21 protein-coding genes and 2 tRNA genes are annotated in these 19,277 nt (G+C 50.3%); 16 read left to right on the forward strand and 7 right to left on the reverse strand.

Features of this window, described 5'->3' with window-relative positions:
- Positions 1–15 precede the first annotated feature (15 nt).
- Entirely contained in the window at positions 16–453 is a 438-nt protein-coding gene (locus tag B7992_RS08995) for a DUF3332 family protein (protein ID WP_073233738.1), read from the reverse strand.
- A gap of 254 nt (positions 454–707) precedes the next feature.
- Here B7992_RS08995 and B7992_RS09000 point away from each other — a divergent pair, with 254 nt between their 5' ends.
- Together B7992_RS09000 and B7992_RS09005 are read left to right on the forward strand one after the other, a co-directional pair.
- Positions 708–2,240, forward strand: a complete 1,533-nt coding sequence (locus B7992_RS09000; protein WP_088666094.1) for an extracellular solute-binding protein — start codon at positions 708–710, stop codon at positions 2,238–2,240.
- An 8-nt stretch (positions 2,241–2,248) separates the two neighbouring features.
- Entirely contained in the window at positions 2,249–4,063 is a 1,815-nt protein-coding gene (locus B7992_RS09005) for a sensor domain-containing diguanylate cyclase (RefSeq protein ID WP_073155723.1), read from the forward strand.
- A 142-nt stretch (positions 4,064–4,205) separates the two neighbouring features.
- Here the strand turns inward: B7992_RS09005 and B7992_RS09010 are convergent.
- The 3 genes from B7992_RS09010 to B7992_RS16645 all read right to left on the reverse strand — a co-directional run bounded on the left by B7992_RS09010 (position 4,206) and on the right by B7992_RS16645 (position 5,287).
- A tRNA-Pro gene (locus tag B7992_RS09010) sits at positions 4,206–4,279 on the reverse strand.
- A 79-nt stretch (positions 4,280–4,358) separates the two neighbouring features.
- On the reverse strand, positions 4,359–5,102 hold the full coding sequence (locus B7992_RS09015; protein WP_073282796.1) for a hypothetical protein: 744 nt from the start codon (positions 5,100–5,102) through the stop codon (positions 4,359–4,361).
- A gap of 20 nt (positions 5,103–5,122) precedes the next feature.
- Positions 5,123–5,287, reverse strand: coding sequence for a hypothetical protein (locus B7992_RS16645; RefSeq protein WP_158236565.1), 165 nt, complete (start codon positions 5,285–5,287; stop codon positions 5,123–5,125).
- Between the two features lie 55 nt (positions 5,288–5,342).
- On the opposite strand from B7992_RS16645, the gene B7992_RS09020 reads away from it, so the two are divergent.
- Together B7992_RS09020 and B7992_RS09025 are read left to right on the forward strand one after the other, a co-directional pair.
- The gene (locus tag B7992_RS09020; RefSeq protein WP_176421898.1) at positions 5,343–5,972 is read left to right on the forward strand and encodes a CatB-related O-acetyltransferase; all 630 of its coding nucleotides are present in this window, start codon (positions 5,343–5,345) and stop codon (positions 5,970–5,972) included.
- Positions 5,969–6,814 (forward strand): HAD family hydrolase, encoded by an 846-nt coding sequence (locus B7992_RS09025; protein WP_088666095.1) that lies wholly within the window; start codon positions 5,969–5,971, stop codon positions 6,812–6,814. The genes B7992_RS09020 and B7992_RS09025 overlap by 4 nt, the downstream gene beginning before the upstream one ends.
- Positions 6,815–6,828: 14 nt before the next feature.
- Here the strand turns inward: B7992_RS09025 and B7992_RS09030 are convergent, their stop codons facing one another.
- Positions 6,829–7,452, reverse strand: coding sequence for an AgmX/PglI C-terminal domain-containing protein (locus B7992_RS09030; RefSeq protein ID WP_158535479.1), 624 nt, complete (start codon positions 7,450–7,452; stop codon positions 6,829–6,831).
- Between the two features lie 40 nt (positions 7,453–7,492).
- Positions 7,493–8,323: a hypothetical protein gene (locus B7992_RS09035; RefSeq protein ID WP_088666096.1), complete on the reverse strand. Its 831-nt coding sequence runs from the start codon at positions 8,321–8,323 to the stop codon at positions 7,493–7,495.
- A 463-nt stretch (positions 8,324–8,786) separates the two neighbouring features.
- On the opposite strand from B7992_RS09035, the gene miaB reads away from it, so the two are divergent.
- From miaB to argS, 9 genes are all read left to right on the forward strand, one after another.
- Positions 8,787–10,109, forward strand: a complete 1,323-nt coding sequence (gene miaB / locus B7992_RS09040) for a tRNA (N6-isopentenyl adenosine(37)-C2)-methylthiotransferase MiaB (protein WP_088666097.1) — start codon at positions 8,787–8,789, stop codon at positions 10,107–10,109.
- Between the two features lie 29 nt (positions 10,110–10,138).
- Positions 10,139–11,260 carry an SPOR domain-containing protein gene (locus B7992_RS09045; RefSeq protein WP_088666098.1) on the forward strand — a complete coding sequence of 374 codons (1,122 nt, stop codon included), beginning with the start codon at positions 10,139–10,141 and terminating at the stop codon, positions 11,258–11,260.
- A 77-nt stretch (positions 11,261–11,337) separates the two neighbouring features.
- Positions 11,338–11,421, forward strand: a tRNA-Leu gene (locus tag B7992_RS09050).
- A gap of 37 nt (positions 11,422–11,458) precedes the next feature.
- The gene (locus B7992_RS09055) at positions 11,459–12,148 is read left to right on the forward strand and encodes a hypothetical protein (RefSeq protein WP_073155702.1); all 690 of its coding nucleotides are present in this window, start codon (positions 11,459–11,461) and stop codon (positions 12,146–12,148) included.
- Between the two features lie 9 nt (positions 12,149–12,157).
- Positions 12,158–12,511, forward strand: coding sequence for an aspartate 1-decarboxylase (gene panD / locus B7992_RS09060; RefSeq protein WP_073155699.1), 354 nt, complete (start codon positions 12,158–12,160; stop codon positions 12,509–12,511).
- Between the two features lie 102 nt (positions 12,512–12,613).
- Positions 12,614–13,183 carry a hypothetical protein gene (locus tag B7992_RS09065; protein WP_249505360.1) on the forward strand — a complete coding sequence of 190 codons (570 nt, stop codon included), beginning with the start codon at positions 12,614–12,616 and terminating at the stop codon, positions 13,181–13,183.
- Positions 13,184–13,227: 44 nt separating this feature from the next.
- The gene (locus B7992_RS09070; protein ID WP_073155694.1) at positions 13,228–13,593 is read left to right on the forward strand and encodes a LytR C-terminal domain-containing protein; all 366 of its coding nucleotides are present in this window, start codon (positions 13,228–13,230) and stop codon (positions 13,591–13,593) included.
- Entirely contained in the window at positions 13,590–14,003 is a 414-nt protein-coding gene (gene rsfS / locus B7992_RS09075) for a ribosome silencing factor (protein ID WP_073155691.1), read from the forward strand. Before B7992_RS09070 ends, rsfS begins: the two co-directional genes overlap by 4 nt.
- A complete protein-coding gene (gene argS / locus B7992_RS09080) occupies positions 13,990–15,702 on the forward strand; it encodes an arginine--tRNA ligase (protein WP_088666099.1) in 1,713 nt (570 codons plus the stop codon). The genes rsfS and argS overlap by 14 nt, the downstream gene beginning before the upstream one ends.
- A gap of 115 nt (positions 15,703–15,817) precedes the next feature.
- Here the strand turns inward: argS and B7992_RS09085 are convergent, their stop codons facing one another.
- Positions 15,818–16,957 (reverse strand): fibrobacter succinogenes major paralogous domain-containing protein, encoded by a 1,140-nt coding sequence (locus B7992_RS09085; protein WP_073155685.1) that lies wholly within the window; start codon positions 16,955–16,957, stop codon positions 15,818–15,820.
- A gap of 177 nt (positions 16,958–17,134) precedes the next feature.
- On the opposite strand from B7992_RS09085, the gene purU reads away from it, so the two are divergent.
- The 3 genes from purU to pyrE are packed head-to-tail and all read left to right on the forward strand — an operon-like array spanning position 17,135 to position 19,183.
- Positions 17,135–17,980 (forward strand): formyltetrahydrofolate deformylase, encoded by an 846-nt coding sequence (gene purU, locus B7992_RS09090; RefSeq protein ID WP_088666100.1) that lies wholly within the window; start codon positions 17,135–17,137, stop codon positions 17,978–17,980.
- Positions 17,981–17,989: 9 nt separating this feature from the next.
- A complete protein-coding gene (locus B7992_RS09095; RefSeq protein WP_073155680.1) occupies positions 17,990–18,469 on the forward strand; it encodes a hypothetical protein in 480 nt (159 codons plus the stop codon).
- Positions 18,470–18,511: 42 nt separating this feature from the next.
- Positions 18,512–19,183, forward strand: a complete 672-nt coding sequence (gene pyrE, locus B7992_RS09100) for an orotate phosphoribosyltransferase (protein WP_073155678.1) — start codon at positions 18,512–18,514, stop codon at positions 19,181–19,183.
- Positions 19,184–19,277: the final 94 nt, after the last annotated feature.

Here is a 19,277-nt window from a genome sequence, read left to right on the forward strand (position 1 = left end):
CGTTATAACTAAGAATTACTTAGCGATATCGTACTGAGCAACCAAGTTGCCTTCTGCATCGAGAGCGCGGACAACGTTTTCATCGCGCTGGAGCATGAGGTTAGCCTTTTCACCCTTAGCGGTGGTGATTTCAACAGACATGGTGCCGTCTGCGTTCTTCACAGCAGCAATTTCATTGCCCTGAGCATCCTTTTCATAGTAGTTGTCGTCAGCAGCGAGGGGGTTGGAGCCAGTCCAGAATTCAACAGTGTTAAGAACGAGACCGTCAACCAGGCCGAGAGCGATACCGTAAACCGGGATAACCATCAGGAAGAAGTGGACGATGGAGTTGATCCACTTGTCACCGAGGGTGCCGTTCCACTGGTGAATCTTGTTGAAGCAAGCATTCTTGCCATAGCAACCGGTAAGAACGATCATGCCTGCGCAGAGAAGGGTAATGAGACCTTTTTTCATTGTATACTCCTTAGTAAAGAAATTGTCGGTTAGGTTCGACATAAGAAAATATAGGTAAAAAAAATAAGATTTTCGTCATCAGTCCGGTATTTTTTTTTCACCTTGATTTGGCTCACGGAGAGGACCTCAAAGAACCGGCGAAAAAATCCATTTTTATGCACAAAACGCCCATCTTATTATAAAAATAATATACTTTTAACATTGCGGGTGGTACACACCCCCCCCCGTTTTTGAGTGTTTGTCAAGGAGTTGGAATGTTCAATTATCTCAAAAAAACCGTTACAGCCACGATCATGGCAATGGTAACATCTACCGCAGTCTGGGCCGCTAATCAGCCCCTTACCGTGTGGATTATGCCGAACGGAGCCACCCCTCAGGAAAAACTTGAGCAACGACTTGAACAGTTCACCAAGAAAACCGGTATTCCCACAAAAGTTCAGGTTCTAGACTGGGGAGAAGCCTGGAACCGCATTTCACAGGCTCTGGCAACCGGTCAGGATGCCCCCGACGTACTTCAGTTGGGCACCACCTGGATTCCCTATTTTGCCTCCCGCAACGAAATCAAGCCCCTAAACGACTGGATTAACGAAGTAGACCCTAGCCGTTTCGTTTCTGTTAGCTGGAATACCACCCATATAGACGGTGATACCACCATCTATTCCGTGCCCTGGTTTATCGATATTCGCCCCATTCTCGCCAACAAGCGCATCCTCAAGGAGCACAACATTTCCAAGAACGACTTAGCCACTTACGATGGCTTTGTCAAGGCAATCCGTGAAGTCAATGCCGCCAAGGAAGTGCAGGACGACGGCGCCACCATCCGCGGCTACGCCTTCCCGGGCAAGAGCGACTGGAACATCCCCCACAACTTCGCCCCCTGGATCTGGAGCAACGGCGGATCGTTCATCGAAAAAGACAATAACGGCAAGTGGCACGCCAATATTCTCTCAAAGGAAACTCTCCACGGCATTTCCCTCTATCTGAACTTCATCTTGGACAGCCTGGTCCAAACCGAAGCCCTTCAGGCCAACACAGCCCAAATCGCCCAGCAGTTCAACAATAGCGAATTGGCCTTTATCATCAGCACTTCCGAAATCGTGATGCAGACCCGAATCCACGGCACCCAAGGCGGTCTATCCAACGCCCGCATCGGCACAGATAGCGTCATGGTGGTTCCTATCCCCAGAGGTTCCGCTGGTTCTGTCAGCTTCATCGGCGGAAGCAACCTGGCCATTCCCGCCAAAAACGAACGTAAAGAGGCAAAGGCCCTGCTAAAGTTCCTGGTCGAAGACGAAAATCAGGACGCCTATACCAAGCAGATCGGCTTCCTGCCCACTTCCAAGAAAGTGCTTGAAAAGTGGTCCGAAGACGAAGACTACCGCGAACTGATAAACGCACTCGCAACCGGCAAAACTTACGTCGCCATCCCTGAATGGGGCGATCTGGAACAGTTATTTGTCGCCATGTTCAGTTCCGTCTGGGAACAGGTTGAAATTCCTTCCCTGTACTCCGAAGAAAAGCTGTACGATGTTTTCAAGCAGTACACCATCGAAATCGACAGAAAGCTTAACTACCCGTCCAACAATATCATGACCCAGGCCGAGTTCATGAATTTGTGGGGAAAACTGAACAAGAAAAAAGAAGATCCGTCCACCACCGCAACCGCGGACACAAACACTGCAGAAAACAACATCGTCAACGACAATCTTAAAAAGGCACCCCTGGTATTTATCGTTATGATAGCCCTTGGTTTCGCCTTTAATTTCCGTAGAAAAACAAAGAGATAACTGAACTTATGAACGAGTCCCTGGCAACAAGGTTTTCCAGAAGTATCATCTTCAAGGTGATCCTGGTCCTGCTAGTTTCCATGACCATTGTGGTCACGGGAAGTACGTTCTTCATGAACGACAAACAGAACGACCTGATGCTAGAGTGGAACTTCAACAATAACGAAGCCCAGCTAGCCCAGATCATGAACACAGCCACAACCGAAATGCGACAGTTCGGTGACAGGCTTTCGCTCTTGACCAAGACGTCCGAATTGCAGGGCATGGAGCCGACAACAGCGGCAAGCTTCCTTAAAAGCTACAGCGTTTCGTCCCTGTTTATCTCAGGAGAAACAGTTACCGTTTACGACCGCGAAGACAAGTTCGTATGCGACAACGCCATGGTCAGTTCCCCCACGGAATCCCCCTACCCCATTGAATTTTCCAGAATAACCCCCCACCGCCCCTACATTACCCCCTGGTTTAGAACGTCACAAGACGCCCCTCCCCAGAGGATCTTTGCAATCGGTATCGTCAACCGCGCTGCCGGTGACGGTAGCCTGGTAGCCACCTTCTCTCTGCGCCGCATCTGGAAGCACCTGGTAGAGTATAAGGTCGGCAAGAATGGTTTCGTTATGGCAGTCAATAGCCTAGGCGAAATCCTCTACCATCCGGACTTGAAACAATGGCTCACGGGAACCCACAAGATTGCAGAATTGGGACTAAATATTGACCCCAAAAATTTTGACACGAAGAGTGCAGAATACCACACCCTGGCCGATGGAGTCACTTATCTGACCAACTTCAGATATGATTCTGCCTACGACTTCGCCCTATTCTCCTTCCAGCCCAAGAGCGAAATTGACAACATGGTGACATCGTCTTCCGTGGGCAACTGGGTCATCCTGGTAGCTTCCATGTTCATCATTTTCTTCCTGGCCGCCTGGATGTTTGCCAAGATGGGCCTGCCTCTGAACAATCTGACCTACCATATCTACGAAATCGTCGAAGGCAAGGAAATGGAGCAGATTCATGTGGGTAACCGTAATGACGAAATCGGCATGCTGTCCAAAGCCTTTAACGTCATGATTTCAACAATCCAGCGACAAATCCGCGAATTGGAAGCCCATCGTAAGAGCTTGGAACAGGAAGTTTCCGAACGAACCAAGGAATTGAAAATCGCCAACAAGAAACTGGACCTGATTTCAAGAACAGACGAACTGACCGGACTCCCCAACCGCCGTGACATGAATGAGACTATAGCCAATGAAATCGAAAGGACCCTGCGCAGTCGAAAGCCATTCTGTTTCATCTTCGTGGACATTGACCATTTCAAGGTAATTAACGACACCTACGGCCACGCTTGCGGTGACGTCATCCTAAAATCCGTATCGCAGACTATCCGCGGACTATTACGCAAGTACGACGTCTTTGCCCGCTATGGTGGCGAAGAATTCCTGACCCTCCTGCCCGAAACAGATCTGGAAGGGGCAACCGCCGTTGCAGAACGCTTCCGCCGTCAAATCGAGATGATGACAGTCCATTACGCCGACTACACCATCAACATTACCATCACCCTGGGCGTCTCCCAGTTTGACCACCGTCTCGGAGCCGACCGTAGCATCCAGCTGGCCGATAAGGCTCTGTACCAGGGCAAGGAATCCGGCAGAAACAAGGTTGTGGTATGGCAACCCGAATGGACCACCGAGTCAGACTACGAAGCGGCAGCCATCGAAATGAATGAAATTTCAAAGAATGGCGTCCCGACCGTAGTTACCGATTTTGGGGAACGCGCTGCGGGAAATGGTCTGAACTTCACAGACGAAGATATTAATAAAGCTTAATAGTCCCGCAAACTTTATAGAAGACCTTGGCAAAAGCCAAGGCCTTTTTCATTTGAACGCTGATTAGAACTTTTCTAAACGCCCATAATCGCACTAGGCACAAAAAAAAAGAAAAACCACAACTTTCGTTGTGGTTTTTCTATCGGGATGACTGAATTCGAATCAGCGACCTCTTGAACCCCATTCAAGCGCTCTACCAGGCTGAGCTACATCCCGAGGTCTCAATTAAGAGTGAACCAAAGGTAGTTAATATTTGAAAATTTGCAAGGCAATACGCCGAAAAAAGTTCAAATTTTTACTTCCAGAAGCCAACAACCAGCACTTCGGGGGTGGCCTTGGGGTATTTTTTGCTCTTAAAGCCCACAAATTTGCGGATACTCTGCTGCTTTTGTTCCCAACCTTCACGACTCAGACCCTTGGTAGTCAAGGTAATCTTGAGAGCGGGAATCTTACCGCCTTCGGTGACCTTGCCGTTTTCGTCCACCTTAACCTTTACGTTCTTGGTCTTGATGGAGAAATCCTTGGCGGCTTCATCTGAAAGGGTCAGATCCGGGCGAGCCTTCTTGTCGGTCTCCCACACGTAGAAGGACCATTCGCGCTTCTCGCCGGCGGTATAGTAACCAGCGTCAAACATCTTTTCGCTAAAGAAGAAAGGAGCCTTAACGGTACCTTCCATAGCGGCAGTATAGGGTTTGCCATCGGTGCCCACCAGCACGACGGTGGGGCTAATAGGGCCTTCCATTTCAGAGAAGTCCATGTCGAATTCTACAACCACCGGTCCCTTATTGGCAATGGATGCCGGGAACTTGAAATTGGAGCAGCCATTCCCCTGGCACATTACATTTTCTAGTTTGATTTCCTTGCCGGAGACATTAGCCCCCTTCAAGACAAAATGCTTGACGTCGCCCTGGTTCACTTCACCGATAGGGTAAACGGCCGGGGTAAAGACAACGGGATCAATAGCAAATGCAGCGGTTGCAAGGGCCGAAGCAAAAATGGATGCGCCGATAATTGCGCGGGTATTAAAAAATTTCTTCATGGCATGAATATACAAACTTTTTACGTCTTGGTGTAAATAACCACAAAGCTTTTGTCTTTTACAATATCCTTGACCTGGTGATTCTCAAAATCCACCTGTTGACGGATGAAACGGCAGCAAACCTTTCCCACAAAACCTCGGGGATTTCCGAACTGGAAGGCTATATAATCTATGAATTTAGACATAAACCAAGCAGCTTTTGATGGATGCAAAAATAGTTTTTTATTTTTGATAGCTGATATGAATCCGAATCCAAACAATATTCATCCCATCGCCGGATACGATAAAGAAATCTACGTAAAACCCTCCATCAAAAATCCAAACATCATCGTTGGGGATTTTACTTATATAGCTGATTCTGAATTCGAAAGTCATGTCACTCATTTTTACCCCTGGAGCAAAGATAAGCTGATTATCGGAAAATTCTGCCAGATTGCAGCGGGTGTTGAGTTTGTCATGAACGACGCCAATCATCAAATGAACTCCGTGTCCACATACCCCTTCTACACTCTTGAAGGGTGGGACATGGCTCCGCCAAAGCCAGAGGACATGCCCTTCAAGGGGAATACAGTCATCGGCAACGACGTTTGGATTGGTCAGAATGCGACAATCCTCCCGGGAACACAAATTGGGGATGGCGCAATCATCGGAGCTTGCAGTGTTGTTTCAGGAATCGTAGACCCCTACACCATTGTCGCAGGGAACCCAGCAAAACCCATCCGCAAACGTTTTGACGACGAACTCATCAACCTGATGCTAGAATGGAAATGGTGGGACAAATCCATTGAAGAAATCAATAGTTTGATACCCATTCTTACCAACAACAATCTCGAAATCGTCAAAGAAAAAATCAAAGAGCTTTTGAAATGACTAGCAGCGAAGAACTGAAAGAATTATTGGCCCGCAAGGAACTGTTCATTTTCGACTTGGACGGCACCATGTTCAACAGCCTGGGGGACTTGGCTCCCGCAGTGAATTACGCTTTGAAGCAGTTCGGCATTCAGGAAATTTCCAAGGACAACGTGAGAAGTTGCATCGGGAACGGGTCCAGGAATCTGATTCGCAGGTCTGTAGCGTCGGGCATTATGTTCGGCGCAGGCAAGACTGCCGGCGAACCGGACGGTTCAAAGAATCCCGCTGACCACTTGGACGTTCGCGACAAGGAAGCGGTAAATGCGATTTTAGAAGGCGCAGGTTTTGACGAAGCTAAAATCGATGAAGTGCTGAAAGTTTACTCCGATTATTACTGGGATCACTGCACCATCGACACGGAACCCTACGAAGGGGTGCTGGAATTTATAGACTGGATTTGCGGTAGTGAAAGTCGCGACGAAAGCAAGAAAATCGCCGCCATGCTGACCAACAAGCCCGTGGCACCGGCAAAGAAGATTTTGGAAAAATTTGGATTAATTGGGAACGGGGATTCCGCGCAGGGTATCACCGCGGACAAAATTGTCACTTATCTTTGCGGAGACACCACTCCGGAACGTAAGCCCGGTCCTGGCGGCATCTACGCCATTTTGAAAGAACTGAATGTCGCTCCCGAAAAAGCCGTGATGATTGGCGACGATACCCCCGATGTAATGGCCGCCAAGAACGCCGGCATCGACAGCATTATTTGCCTGGAAGGTTTCGGCCGTCCCGAAAATCTTTTGCCCCTGGAGCCCAAATACACCATCAGGCATATCAAGGACTTGCTGAAGCTGGTATAATAGGCCGCTCAGCCCTATTTATCCGACGATTCCGAAAATTCAAACGGAACGGTCACAGAGGTGATTCCGTCGGATTTTTCAAATTTCCAACGACTTACAGCCGTCTTTATTTCTGCGTCAAAATCGTCATAACCAGTGGTTGATGATTTTACGACAGCATTGGTTATCGAGCCGTCAGGAGCAATGGTCAGCTGCAACACCAAGCGGCCTTCAAATCCAGGCTTCTTTTTTAAGAACTTATTGTAGATATGGCGAAGACCTTGTGTTCGTGGACATACAATTTTAGATAGATGCTCACCAGAAAGAGATCCCTCAAATTTAAGATCCCGTTCAGTCAATTTCTTCACTAGCCCTTTCGCTTTTGATTCGCCAATCGGTGTATGACAACCATAAAGACAATCCCCAACAACAGGCATCGTTCCGTAGAGAACAGTAGTTCCCTGGACAACAATACTTTCTTGTTTTGGAAGATACTTGGAATCCTTGATTTCTTTTTTCAGCAAGGAGCTAGAAGAAATGTCCCTTGCAGGCTCCTCCTTTACAGATTCTCTCTTCTCAGCATTGTCGCAACCTGCCCACAGGGCGGCTGCAGTCATAAGGGCAAAACGGCCTAAGCATTTGTAGAAGAAACGAGCCATGTCCATAATATAAGAAAGCTCGGACGACGAGAGCCGCGGTCTACCGCAAAAAGGTTTTTACAAGGGCTTCCACTTCCTTACGATCCAGCGGGATGCCATCACATTCCATGGTCAGAATCAGATTCTTGCCAGGGATAAAATCGTTCTTGCTGTAGGTGCGCAATTTCATCACCGTTTTCATCGAGTAGTCCGAATCATCCATACGTCCTAAATGCTCCCACAAAAACTCCTGACGAGTCCGGAGATTCACGCAGGTGAAATCGGGATAGACCGGAATCAGCTTGCCGCCCGCGGCCTTCATTTGCTGAGGGAGCTCGTACTTGTAAGGAATGTTGTTTTTCGCCAGGATGTCTGCAATAATCATCTCAGACTTGGAGCGGACTCGTTCCCCGCGGCTGGTGAGAAATTCAGGCTCCCCTTCACGAAATGATTTGCACTTGTATGATTGGGCAAGCCAGCGGGCCGCATAATCCTCATCGGATAGCGTTACCGGAGAGATATAACCGCGACGCAATTCTCCGCGGGATCCGAATAATTCCCGCACCTTAGAAGGATTATACTTCTTTATGAAATTATCTATCAGTTTTAGCTGGTATTGCAGTTCCGCTAAAACCGTCTGATCGTATTCCTTCTGAATAAGCGCCTTGATGAATTTTTGCTCCGAAACGGGAATGTACTTACCGGCAGGTTTTGCTGAACTTGTCACATGATAGCAGTGAATGTTCCCGCCACGACGAATCAGTTTGATTCGCCCCGCTGGCGCCTTACTTAAAGAGCGCATCTTTTCTTCTATAATAAAGAGCAGTTCTTCTGCACGTTTCTGGACTGACGCCAGAATTGTATCTGGCGGTAAAAGTTCCAAAGTCTTCATAAATACCTTTGGTTATGGGCCATATACAAAATAGTGCGCACTCACGCACAGAACGAATTTACAAAAATCGCCTCGTAAAAACAGCTTTTTCACGGTTGCAAAATGAGTTTTCGATGATTTTTGGACTCCAAATAGTCAGTTAGTAGGCAAATGGAGCCCATAAAATTACTTTGTCTATAGTAGATTTTGTGTTATGGGTATTTATATAGACTCCAAATAAACAATATTGGTCATATTGGAGTCCAATGCCCGGCCTACAGTTTACTCAACCGCCCCATTTTCAACTAATTTATTCAAAATCATGGACTCCAAATCACCACATTCCCTCCCAATGGAGCCCATTTTTCGGGAAAACACCTCATCCTCCGCAGAAAAGTCCCTCGCAAGCACCCCGCGCAGCAGCCCACACACTGAATTTTTCTATCTTACCCGCCGTTAAAACCATAAGCAGACTGCAATCCTCATGAAGAAATATTACTTGGCCACTTACGGCTGCCAGATGAACGAATATGACTCGGCCCTCATTGCCCAGAAGCTGGACATGGAAGGCTGTATGGAAACCGGCGACATTACCGAAGCCGATTTCATCATCGTCAACACCTGCTCCGTACGCGAAAAGGCAGAAGACACCGCATTCGCCAACATCAGCAAGTACCGCAAGCTGAAGAAAGCTAACCCGGACTTGAAGGTGGTGGTTTGCGGTTGCATGGCCAAGAACCGCGGTCCGGAAATTCTCAAGCGACTGAAGGTGGTGAACTACGTCGTAGGTCCGGACCAGTACAAGAATATTCCCGAGCTTTTGTTGGCTGGCCCCGATAGCCCGCTGCACAAGACTCACCACCGCATGTTCCTGGATGAAGATATCACCCAGAACTATGTAGGCGATTACGCCAAGGTGAAGCACGACTTCAGCACCTTCGTTACCATCCAGCGTGGATGCAACAAGCGCTGCAGTTACTGCATCGTTCCCTACCTCCGCGGCCCCGAAAAGTACCGCGACATGAACGACGTTCTGACGGAAGTCCAGAAGGCAGCGGACAAGGGCATTACCGAAGTGATGCTGCTGGGCCAGACGGTGAACGCCTACAAAAACGGCGACAACAATTTTGCAGACCTGCTTACCCGTGTATCCGAGATTGGCGGCATTGAACGAATCCGCTTTACCAGCCCCCATCCTCGCCACTACACCAACGAACTCATCGATGTTCTGCTGAACAACCCCAAGGTTTGCCATTACGCCCACATTCCTATCCAGAGTGGTAGCGACAACATGCTGAAGAAGATGCGTCGCCAGCACAACATGGAACAGTACATGAGCGTTATTGAGCAGCTTCGCAGCAAGGACCCGCTGTACGGTATTTCCACCGACGTGATCTGCGGATTCGTGGGCGAAACCGACGAAGACTTCGAAGACACCATGAAGGCCTTTGAAGCCTGCCAGTTCGACAACGCCTTCATGTTTATCTACAGCCCCCGCAAGGGAACTGAATCCTACAAGGAAACGGAAACTCTGACCGCCGAAGAAAAATTGGCACGTCACACCCGCCTGGTGGAACTGCAGAACGGCATCACCAAGAAACGTAACGAGCTGATGATCGGCCGCACCGAGACGCTCCTTGTGGAAGGCTGCTCCAGCCGCGACGAAAACGAATTCATGGGCAAGACCGACAACTTCAAGAAGGTCATCTTCAAGCCCACCCGCATCGTGAAGCCCGGCGACTACGTGAAGGTGAAAATTGACGACATGAAGGGCTGGACCCTTCGCGGCACCTTGTTGGACGATTAAGATTTTATTGGACTAAAAAAGGCATCAGGATGAATTACATTAGCAAGCATTTAACCCTAGCAGCAATTCTTTTATCCGCAATTAGCGTTAGCGCACAGGACGCAGCAACAGCCCTGGCAAACGCACAGAAGTCCTATGTTTCCGGCAACTGGAAAGAAGCGGCAAGCGCCTACGAAAAGGCATGCCCCATGCAGCCCAAGGAAAAACAGGCAGAATGCCTTTTGTGGAACATCCTCGCCCTTTCTCAAACCGGCGATGCAGCCTCTTTCAAGAAGGCAGGCAAGCGCCTTGATAGTCTGGTCCAGAAGGTTAGCCCCCAGGAATCCCTGTACGCGGACCTGATGATGACCAGCGCCCAGTTCCGCCTTTACCTGGGCAAGTACGAGTTGGCCGCCCAGGACCTGATCCACGCCATCGAGACATCCAAGCCCCACCACAACGTGGTACTCCAGAAGGTTTGTACCGCAGTAAAGGCAAAGAGCAGCAACGAAGACTTGAAGGAACGTTGCGAACTGCTGAAGAATCCTGATTCCCTGGCCGCCATGCAGAAGGCAAAGACTGAAGCCGCCGAAGCTCCCGCACAGGCACAACCCGCCACAACAGCACCTGCCGTTCCAGCACAGGCTGCAGCACCTGCCCCGACGCAAGCCACCGCCCCTGTACAAGCTGCGGCTCCTGCACAGCCGACCACCCAGCCTGCGGCGCAACCCGCTCCGGCAACTCAGACTGCAGAAGTAAAACCCGCGGCAGAAAGTCCGAAGCCTGCAGAAGCTCCTAAACCCGCAGTGGAAGCAACCAAGCCCGCAGCACCTGTTGCCGCCCAGCCGGCACCTGCAGTTCAAGCAAGCGCTCCGGCTGTAGCCCCCGCAGCAACTCCAGCACCCGCTGCAGCCCCGGCAGCCGACAAGTCTTCCGAAGAATACTGGATCCTCCAGTTGGGCGCCTACAGCGTAAAGGCCTATGCGGACTTGATGGTGAACAACCTGAAAAAGCAGAAAATTGCCTGCACTATCGTGGAGCAGCCCCGCGGCGAAAAGATCCTGTACCTGGTGCATACAGGTCACTTTGCGACAAAGGAAGCGGCCATTGACTTCGCCGCAGACAAACTGGTAAAGCAAAAAATCGAGTACCAGCCCCTTTTGAGAAAATAATTTTACATAAAATCGCGGTTTTTTAGCTTTTCTGCCTCCCAAAAAAAGAAAAGTGTTCTATATTTGTTGTACCCCTAGCCGGGGTGGTGAAATTGGTAGACGCGCCGGACTCAAAATCCGGTACTCGCGAGAGTGTGAGGGTTCGATTCCCTCCCCCGGCATTAAATTCGAGTGAATGGGCTAAGAAAGGATTGGAAAATGTCAAAATTGTGTAAAATTGCAAGTATGCTGCTTCTCTGCGGAGGACTTGTTTTTGCACAGTCCGACGACGAAGAATCCTACTCTTATGGCTCCGATGACACCGAAGAAGTCGGTGAAGCAACCGCATCCAGCGATGAATGGGCTGGTTTTAATTACGAAGAAATTGGTCTCACCCAGTGGGAATTCCAGCAGGCTAAGAAAGAAGGCCTGTCTCGCGATAAGCTGACCCACCTGGTTGAAACTGGCGTTCGCCCCTCTGAATACCTCCAGAAGCCGTGGGAAAAGCTGGGCGTTTCCGAAGAAGAATGGCTGAACCAGCGTACTGGTGGCATGGAAGATGCAGATATCGACCGTTCCTACCGCAATCACTCTGGCGATCAGCAGTACGCTTACCTCTCCCTCCTGCTCCCGTCCCTGTACCAGTGGAAGACCGATCAGTCTATGAAGGCCATCTGGATGGACGCTCTCGAAGTAGTTGGCATTGGTGTTACCGTTTATCTTGCAGCTGATGGCGCTTCTGACTGGTGGTATGGCTTGCTGGCTGTCGCCGGCGCACACATCTGGTCTTTCGCAGACGCATTCTTCAGCACTCAATGGGAAAACAATCCCGACGCAAACCGTTTCAGCTATGGAATCCTCCCCACTCCGGATCAGGGTGTTGTAGGTTTCTTCGGCGTAAAGTTCTAAGCGCTTAAAATGCAGCTAGAATTACTCAAAAGCAAAATTCATCGCGCAACAGTTACCGATGCCAACCTCAATTACGAAGGTTCCATCACTATTGCCCGCGACTTGATGGATGCTGCAGGAATCCTCCCTTTCGAAAAAGTCGGCGTTCTTGACGTGAACAACGGTTCCCGTCTGGATACTTATGTCATTGAAGGCCCCGCCAAGTCTGGCGTGATTTGCCTGAACGGCGCCGCCGCCCGACTGGTTCAGCCAGGCGACCTGGTGATTATCGTCGCCTACGCCACCATGAGCCCTGAAGAAGCAAAGAGCTGGACTCCCACCGTGGTTCACGTGAACGAAAAGAACGAAATCGTCCAGAAGTAATTTCTTTTTTTTACCATATGACTGTGAGCACTCGCCTTGGCGGGTGCTCTTCTGCTTATATAAAAGCCAAGCCTCCCCTCCAAGCTTTTCTATATTCTGGATGTGGGTATCCTAACCGCCATTGTCGCGAGCCAGCTCGCCTTATCGTCCGCAGCAAGTTCGCCAGTGGAGGTTTCCAGGGATACCATCGTGGACACCGTCTATGTGGAAGAATTGCCCGTGGAGGCCTCACGAAGCGGCATCCCCTGGAATCGGGAACGTTTTGACCGTGACCGTCTGCTCCGCCATTCCTCGCTGGATCCGGCCCTGTCTGTGGGCTACAGCTACTCCGTCAGCTTCGTGGGCGGCAGCTTCGGCAGTTTCGCCCAGCAGACCTACATGGCCCACCTGGCATACGAATTCACCCCGGATCTGCACCTTTACGCCGACCTTGGCCTTTGGATGCCGCTATACAGCAATTTGCGTTTCGGGATGCCCATCGCCAAGGAAGATTTGCGTCAGGGAAAGGTGGATTTCATCCTTCCCGACGTGGCCCTGGAGTATAAACCCAGCGAAAATACCCGCGTCCGCCTGATGCTGGTAAACGAAAACGATGCAGTTAAGGCTTATGGGCCTCACAGATACTACGACGGTCCCTGCTCCCCCTGGAGAAATTCTATTTTTTGTCACTGATGCGATTATCACTGGCAAGAATACCTTTTTGTCTCATTGCGTGTTTGGCAATTTTCGGGTGCAAGGAAGAAGTTGAAGCCCCGAAAGTTCAGGAAGTCCGCTCTTACAAGGGCGACGTAGAAGTCCTGAACAGCTGTGGTATGCAGGGTGCTGCTGCCTCCATGAGAAATTACCTGAGACAGAATGGTTTTGACGTGGTCAGTTCCCGCAATGACCGGTTGCAGAATTACGACGAGACGATCATCGTGCTGCGAAATCCGGAATGGGAAGGCGCGCAGGCATTGGCCAGGGCGCTCAAGACCGACAACGTGCTGGTTGTGGCAAGTAAGCGAGCCGTGGTAGACGCAGCGGTATATATCGGAAAAGACTTTAAACAAATCATCGAACCCGAAGAGGGAAATACAAAATGACAACAAGAAATGACCTGCCGGAATCCATCCAGCTGGGAGCAAGCATTCTTTTTGAACTGCGCGCCCAGAACGTGCAACTTATCGACCTTCGCGGCATCAAGGACGTAACCGACTTTTTCCTGGTTGCTACTTGCGAAAGCGAAGCCCAGATGCAGGCTATCCTCAATGAACTCCACAAGGAATTCAAGGCCAACAAGCTTTCATCCCTTGGTGTGGAATACAAGGAAGGTGTTCGCTGGGCCGTATTCGACGCAGGCCTGGACCTGATGGTACACCTGTTCGAAGAAGAAAAGCGCGCCGAAATTTCTTTGGACCGTCTGTATGCCGACGGCAAGATTGAAGAACTGAATGAAGCCGACTTCGTTCGCGAAGCCACCAAGAAGTCTGGAGACGACAATGAACTCGTTTGAGCAAGAAATTGCAAACGCCCTGGCAGCCACCGGCGCATTCGAAGCCGACGCCGCCCTGAAGCTTATCTCTGTGCCGCCTGATACCACCCACGGCAACTTCACCCTTCCCTGCTTCTCGCTGGCAAAGACCATGCGCAAGGCTCCGAAGATTATCGCCGAAGAACTGGCTGGCCAGGTAAAGCTCCCTGCAGGTCTTTCCAAGGTGGAATCCGTGAACGGTTACCTGAACTTCTTTATCGACCGCAACTTCCTGGCAAAGTCCACTCTCGAAGCTATCGCCGAAAAGGGTCTCGCCTACGGCCACCAGGAATCCAACGGCAAGGTCGTGTGCATTGACTTCAGCTCCCCCAACATCGGTAAGGAACTGGCTTTCCACCACCTCCGTTCCACCATGATCGGTAACTCCCTGAGCCGTATTTACAAGGCCGCCGGTTACAAGGTCGAACGAATCAACCACCTGGGCGACTGGGGCACCGCATTCGGCAAGCTGATCGTGATGTACCTCCGCGAAAATCGTCCCACCGACCAGGCCACCCTGGATTCCCTGACAGTCAAGGAATTGAACATCCTTTATGCAGCCTTCTCCAAGGCATGCAAGGAAGAGCCGGGTCTCGAAGACGAAGCACGCGCCGCATTTACCAAGCTGGAACAGGGCGATGAATTCTACCGCACCCTGTGGTCTGCCTTTAAGGCCGCAACCCTGAAGGAACTGATGCGCATCTACGACATGATGGGCGTCGGCTTTGACCATTACACTGGCGAATCCTTCTTCGAAGACAAGATTCCCGCGATCCTCGACGAACTCCGCGAAAAGAACCTGATGATCAAGAGCCAGGATCTGGACGTGGTGATGCTGGACGAATTCGACCTGAATCCCTGCCTGATCCGCAAGAGCGACGGTTCTACCTTGTACGCAACCCGCGACTTGGCCGCAGCCGACTACCGCATGAAGGAATACAACTTCGACAAGTGCCTCTATGTGGTCGACCTGGGTCAGGCATTGCACTTCAAGCAGGTATTCCATGTTCTTAAGAAGATGGGCCGCGAATGGTACACCAATATGTACCACATTCCCTTTGGCGTGATCCTCCAGTTGGTGGACGGCAAGTGGGAAAAGGGTAAGACTCGTACAGGTACCGCAAGCCTTTTGCGTGACGTCATTGAAGCCGCACAGAAGAAGATTCTTGAATTCATCGACGCCAAGAATCCGGAACTGGAAAACAAGGAACTGATTGCCCGCCAGATCGGTATTTCCGCACTGACCTTCAACGACCTGAAGAACAGCCGCGTGAAGGACGTCCGTTTTGATTGGGATGCCGTCATGAGCTTTGAAGGCGACACTGGTCCTTATGTCCAGAACGCACACGTCCGTCTCTGCAGCATCATGCGCAAGGCCGGCTACACCGTTCCCGTTTCCGACGTGAACTACGACCAGCTGGCAGACGATGCCGCCTATAGCTTGATCAACCTTCTTTCCAAGAAGGCCGACAAGATTCTCGGCGCTGTCGCCGCTGACGAACCCAGCGTTCTCGCCCAGTATGCATTGGAAATCGCAGAAGCCGCACACAAGTTCATCCACGAAGACCGAGTTCTCGGCAGCGCCGAAGAAAAGTCCCGTCTGTTCCTGGTGCAGTCCACCCAGATCGTCCTGGAAAACGTCCTGGACCTCCTGGGCCTCTTCCCGATTCGCTCCATGTAATACAGAAGCCGCAGCCAAAACCTGCGGCACCTTCAACAAAAAAGAACCGCGATCAAACCGCGGTTCTTTTTTTATTCGCAACAACGGCTCATCGCTCGTTGCTCAAAACTCAATACTAGTTTCCGTTGATGCAGCGGACAGAGTAGGCGTTGGTCTTGCTGGGAACCAGCTGACGGACCATCTGGTCACTCATGCGGCCCATAGCCCAAATCCAGATGGTTTCGTTACGACCATTCTGAGCAGACCAGAAACCGGCGTATTCACCCATGTCTTCGTAACGAACGGTAGACTTACCAATCATCTTACGGTAACCGGAAGAGAATACGGAGAAGCCATATTCATCGGTACCGCCACCGCCCTGCCAGCCAGTGGTAGCTTTCATCTTCTTGGCAAAAGCTTCGCACTTGTCAACACCATCATAGCAGTGGGTAAGGCCAGTAATCATGTCCTGCCATTCGCGGTCACGGGGCAGATGCCAGCCCTCGGGGCAAGCCTTACGAGCGCCTTCCAGATCGTAGAGGCGGCCACCACGCATGCAGTAGGATTCCTTATCTTCGTAGCACCAGGAATGACCATCTACGTTGAAGTTCACGTTCTGGGCAAACCATTCACGGCCTTCCACCTTAATGGTACGATAAACCTGACCATCGCGGGGGTCGGTAAACATACCAGAAACTTCGCGGAGGGAAGCACGCTTTTCCTGTTCGGCCAGGCGGAATTCAGCCACCTTTTCGCGGCGGTACTTTTCGCGGCCTTCCAGTTCCTTCTTCCAGGCTTCCTGGGCAGCTTCGTTGGTAAACTTGATGCGAAGATCGGACACGGCAAACAGCTCATTACCGCAAGCCAGATCCACACCGGCAATATTGATAATCTGTTCTACTTCAGACTTTTCCTTACCTTTGCCAGTTACAAAAGTACGAGGCTTGTTGAAATAGGAAATCCAGGCCTCCTTGGTTTCGCCGCAGACTTCATAGAAATTTTCTTTTTCAATTTTATCTGCAACGACAGTCAGATTACCGGCTACAGAGAATGCGAACGGACCTTCTTCAACCTTGAAGGACACCGGCTGCACAGCCTTGTAATGGGTGTACTTGCCAAAGCGGATATCGCCTTCGATTTTTGCAGAAGTGTAATCACCTTCGTTTTCTGCGTTGTAAATAGCGTCCCAAGTCTTGGGAGGAATTGCAAAAGAGCAGACTGCAGCCATGCCAAATGCCATAAAGACAGCGCTCTTGATCATGCGATTGAAATTCATTGTTCCTTCTTTTCCAAAAGAGATTTGTGATATAATTATAGCATTTTTCGGTACACTTTCAAACCATCTTTTTATAAACTAAAATCAACAAGGACCCAAAATAAACAACGGCCTAAAAGGGCCTGTTTTTTGTAAACAAAACAATAAAGTCAACAGGGATTTTTTAACTTTTTATCCATGGCTATCACACGTTACATTTTACAAATTCATTGCCCTGACCAAAAGGGCCTTATTGCCGGCACCACGCAAGTTCTTGCCAAGGCCGGTGCAAACATCATCGATCTCCAGCAGCATACCGCCAAGGACATCGAAACGTTCTTCCTCCGTGCAGTTTTCGAAGCAGATTCAGAAAATATTGAAGAAGTCCGCAAGCTTCTGGAAACCTTGGAAGGTCACCTCCAGCTGAACTGGAAACTTTTCGACACCACCAAGGTGGAACGCGTCGCTATTTTCGTTTCCAAGACAGACCACTGCCTTTACGACCTGCTCCTGAAGCACCGCGACGGTGATCTCCCCTGCGAATTCAGCTGTATCGTAGGCAACCACACTGACTTGGCAGCTGTAGGCGGCTCCTTCGGCGTGCCTTTCTACTATGTTCCGTCTAATCCCGACAAGAACATTCCGGAAAACCGTTTCCGCGAAATTATCGAAGAAACCAAGACCGACACCGTGGTGCTCGCCCGCTACATGCAGATTCTTTCTGCCGCCTTTACCGAAGAATTCAAGTACCGCATCATCAACATCCACCACGGCTTCCTGCCCGCATTCAAGGGTGCCAAGCCCTACCATCAGGCATGGAACAAGGGTGTGAAGATTATCGGTGCCACCGCCCACTTCGCAACCGAAGACCTGGACCAGGGTCCCATTATCGCCCAGGACATCCAGCGCGTGCCCGAAACCGCCAGCATCAATGAACTGGTGGAACTGGGTAAGGATATCGAAAAGCGCACCCTGTCCCAGGCCCTGAAGCTCTGGCTGGAACATCGCGTATTCGTTTATAACGGCCGTACCTTTATTCTCTAAGGAGGAATTATGTCCGAAGAACAGAACAATCAGGAAGTTGAAAATCAGGAAGCCGAAATCCAGGCCGCAACTGCTCCCGTGGAACCGGTTGCCGAACCTGTTGCAGAACCGACTTACGACCCCTCCATGACACAACCTCAGGTCATCGTCCAGAGGGAACGCGGATTTTCCCACTATGTGGGTTTCGCCCTGTTGTGCGTCCTGTGCATCCTCTTCTACTTCGCACCGGGCATCGCCCTCACCTATGTCATCAACATGATTCCCGGCGTAAGCCTGGGCGCCATGGCCGCATGGGTTTTCAGCGCCGTGCTGAGCGTTGTAGTCTGGTTGATCTTCAAGCTTAAGATTAAGGGTTTCAAGAAATCCTTCTACGTTTATATCGGAGTCTGCGTGCTGGTGGTAGCCATCCTGATTGCCGCAGAAATCCTGACCGAACAGACTGGCGTCTTTGCAAATATCGCCGCCATGCTGACCGGGGCAAACGCATAGAACCCAAATTTTGTATATCCATAAAAAACAGCGAGTTTTAAAATGACAAAGACTGATGCATTCGTCCATTTTCTGGTAGAATCCGGCGCCCTCAAGTTCGGCGACTTCGTAACCAAGAGCGGCCGTAACACCCCGTATTTCATCAACACCGGAGAATTCCGTACCGGCGCATCCCTTTCCAAGCTGGCAGAATTCTACGCCGCCGCTTTCGTCGAACATTTTGACGGCAAGGCAACCAACCTCTATGGTCCCGCCTACAAGGGCATCCCCCTGTGCGCAGCTACCGCCATGAAGCTTTCCGACGTGTACGCCAAGAACCTGACCTTCACCTACAATCGTAAGGAAGTGAAGGACCACGGTGAAGGCGGCTCCTTGGTAGGCTACAAGTATGCTGAAAAGACCAACGTAGTCATTATCGAAGATGTGATTACCGCTGGTACTTCCGTGAACGAAACCCTCCAGATCCTCAAGAACATCGAAAACGCAAATGTGATCGGTCTTCTGATTTCCGTGGACCGCAAGGAAAAGTTGGACAACGGCAAGTCTGCCCTGCAGACCGTTCAGGAAGAATACGGAATTGAAGCTCACTCCATCGTGAACATCAACGACATCATCGCCTTCCTGGAAAAGGAAGAAAACCGCAAGGCCATCAACGCTCCGGAAGGCATCCTGGAAAAGGTTTACGCCTACCGTGAACAGTGGGGCGCTGTTTAGGATAAAGGTTAAAGAATGAAGGTTAAAGGAGAAAGATTTCCCGAATTCTATTTGCAAATGCATAATCCGAGCGGAATCTGAAGGATGCAAAAAA

The sequence above is a fragment of the Fibrobacter sp. UWH1 genome (assembly GCF_002210365.1).
Lineage (GTDB): Bacteria > Fibrobacterota > Fibrobacteria > Fibrobacterales > Fibrobacteraceae > Fibrobacter.

Excerpts from the sequence above, each read along its gene's own strand:
- B7992_RS08995 (WP_073233738.1), bottom strand. The coding sequence starts at position 453 with ATGAAAAAAGGTCTCATTACCCTTCTCTGCGCAGGCATGATCGTTCTT.
- B7992_RS09000 (WP_088666094.1), top strand. The coding sequence starts at position 708 with ATGTTCAATTATCTCAAAAAAACCGTTACAGCCACGATCATGGCAATG.
- B7992_RS09005 (WP_073155723.1), top strand. The coding sequence starts at position 2,249 with ATGAACGAGTCCCTGGCAACAAGGTTTTCCAGAAGTATCATCTTCAAG.
- B7992_RS09015 (WP_073282796.1), bottom strand. The coding sequence starts at position 5,102 with ATGAAGAAATTTTTTAATACCCGCGCAATTATCGGCGCATCCATTTTT.
- B7992_RS16645 (WP_158236565.1), bottom strand. The coding sequence starts at position 5,287 with ATGTCTAAATTCATAGATTATATAGCCTTCCAGTTCGGAAATCCCCGA.
- B7992_RS09020 (WP_176421898.1), top strand. The coding sequence starts at position 5,343 with ATGAATCCGAATCCAAACAATATTCATCCCATCGCCGGATACGATAAA.
- B7992_RS09025 (WP_088666095.1), top strand. The coding sequence starts at position 5,969 with ATGACTAGCAGCGAAGAACTGAAAGAATTATTGGCCCGCAAGGAACTG.
- B7992_RS09030 (WP_158535479.1), bottom strand. The coding sequence starts at position 7,452 with ATGGCTCGTTTCTTCTACAAATGCTTAGGCCGTTTTGCCCTTATGACT.
- B7992_RS09035 (WP_088666096.1), bottom strand. The coding sequence starts at position 8,323 with ATGAAGACTTTGGAACTTTTACCGCCAGATACAATTCTGGCGTCAGTC.
- miaB (WP_088666097.1), top strand. The coding sequence starts at position 8,787 with ATGAAGAAATATTACTTGGCCACTTACGGCTGCCAGATGAACGAATAT.
- B7992_RS09045 (WP_088666098.1), top strand. The coding sequence starts at position 10,139 with ATGAATTACATTAGCAAGCATTTAACCCTAGCAGCAATTCTTTTATCC.
- B7992_RS09055 (WP_073155702.1), top strand. The coding sequence starts at position 11,459 with ATGTCAAAATTGTGTAAAATTGCAAGTATGCTGCTTCTCTGCGGAGGA.
- panD (WP_073155699.1), top strand. The coding sequence starts at position 12,158 with ATGCAGCTAGAATTACTCAAAAGCAAAATTCATCGCGCAACAGTTACC.
- rsfS (WP_073155691.1), top strand. The coding sequence starts at position 13,590 with ATGACAACAAGAAATGACCTGCCGGAATCCATCCAGCTGGGAGCAAGC.
- argS (WP_088666099.1), top strand. The coding sequence starts at position 13,990 with ATGAACTCGTTTGAGCAAGAAATTGCAAACGCCCTGGCAGCCACCGGC.
- B7992_RS09085 (WP_073155685.1), bottom strand. The coding sequence starts at position 16,957 with ATGAATTTCAATCGCATGATCAAGAGCGCTGTCTTTATGGCATTTGGC.
- purU (WP_088666100.1), top strand. The coding sequence starts at position 17,135 with ATGGCTATCACACGTTACATTTTACAAATTCATTGCCCTGACCAAAAG.
- B7992_RS09095 (WP_073155680.1), top strand. The coding sequence starts at position 17,990 with ATGTCCGAAGAACAGAACAATCAGGAAGTTGAAAATCAGGAAGCCGAA.
- pyrE (WP_073155678.1), top strand. The coding sequence starts at position 18,512 with ATGACAAAGACTGATGCATTCGTCCATTTTCTGGTAGAATCCGGCGCC.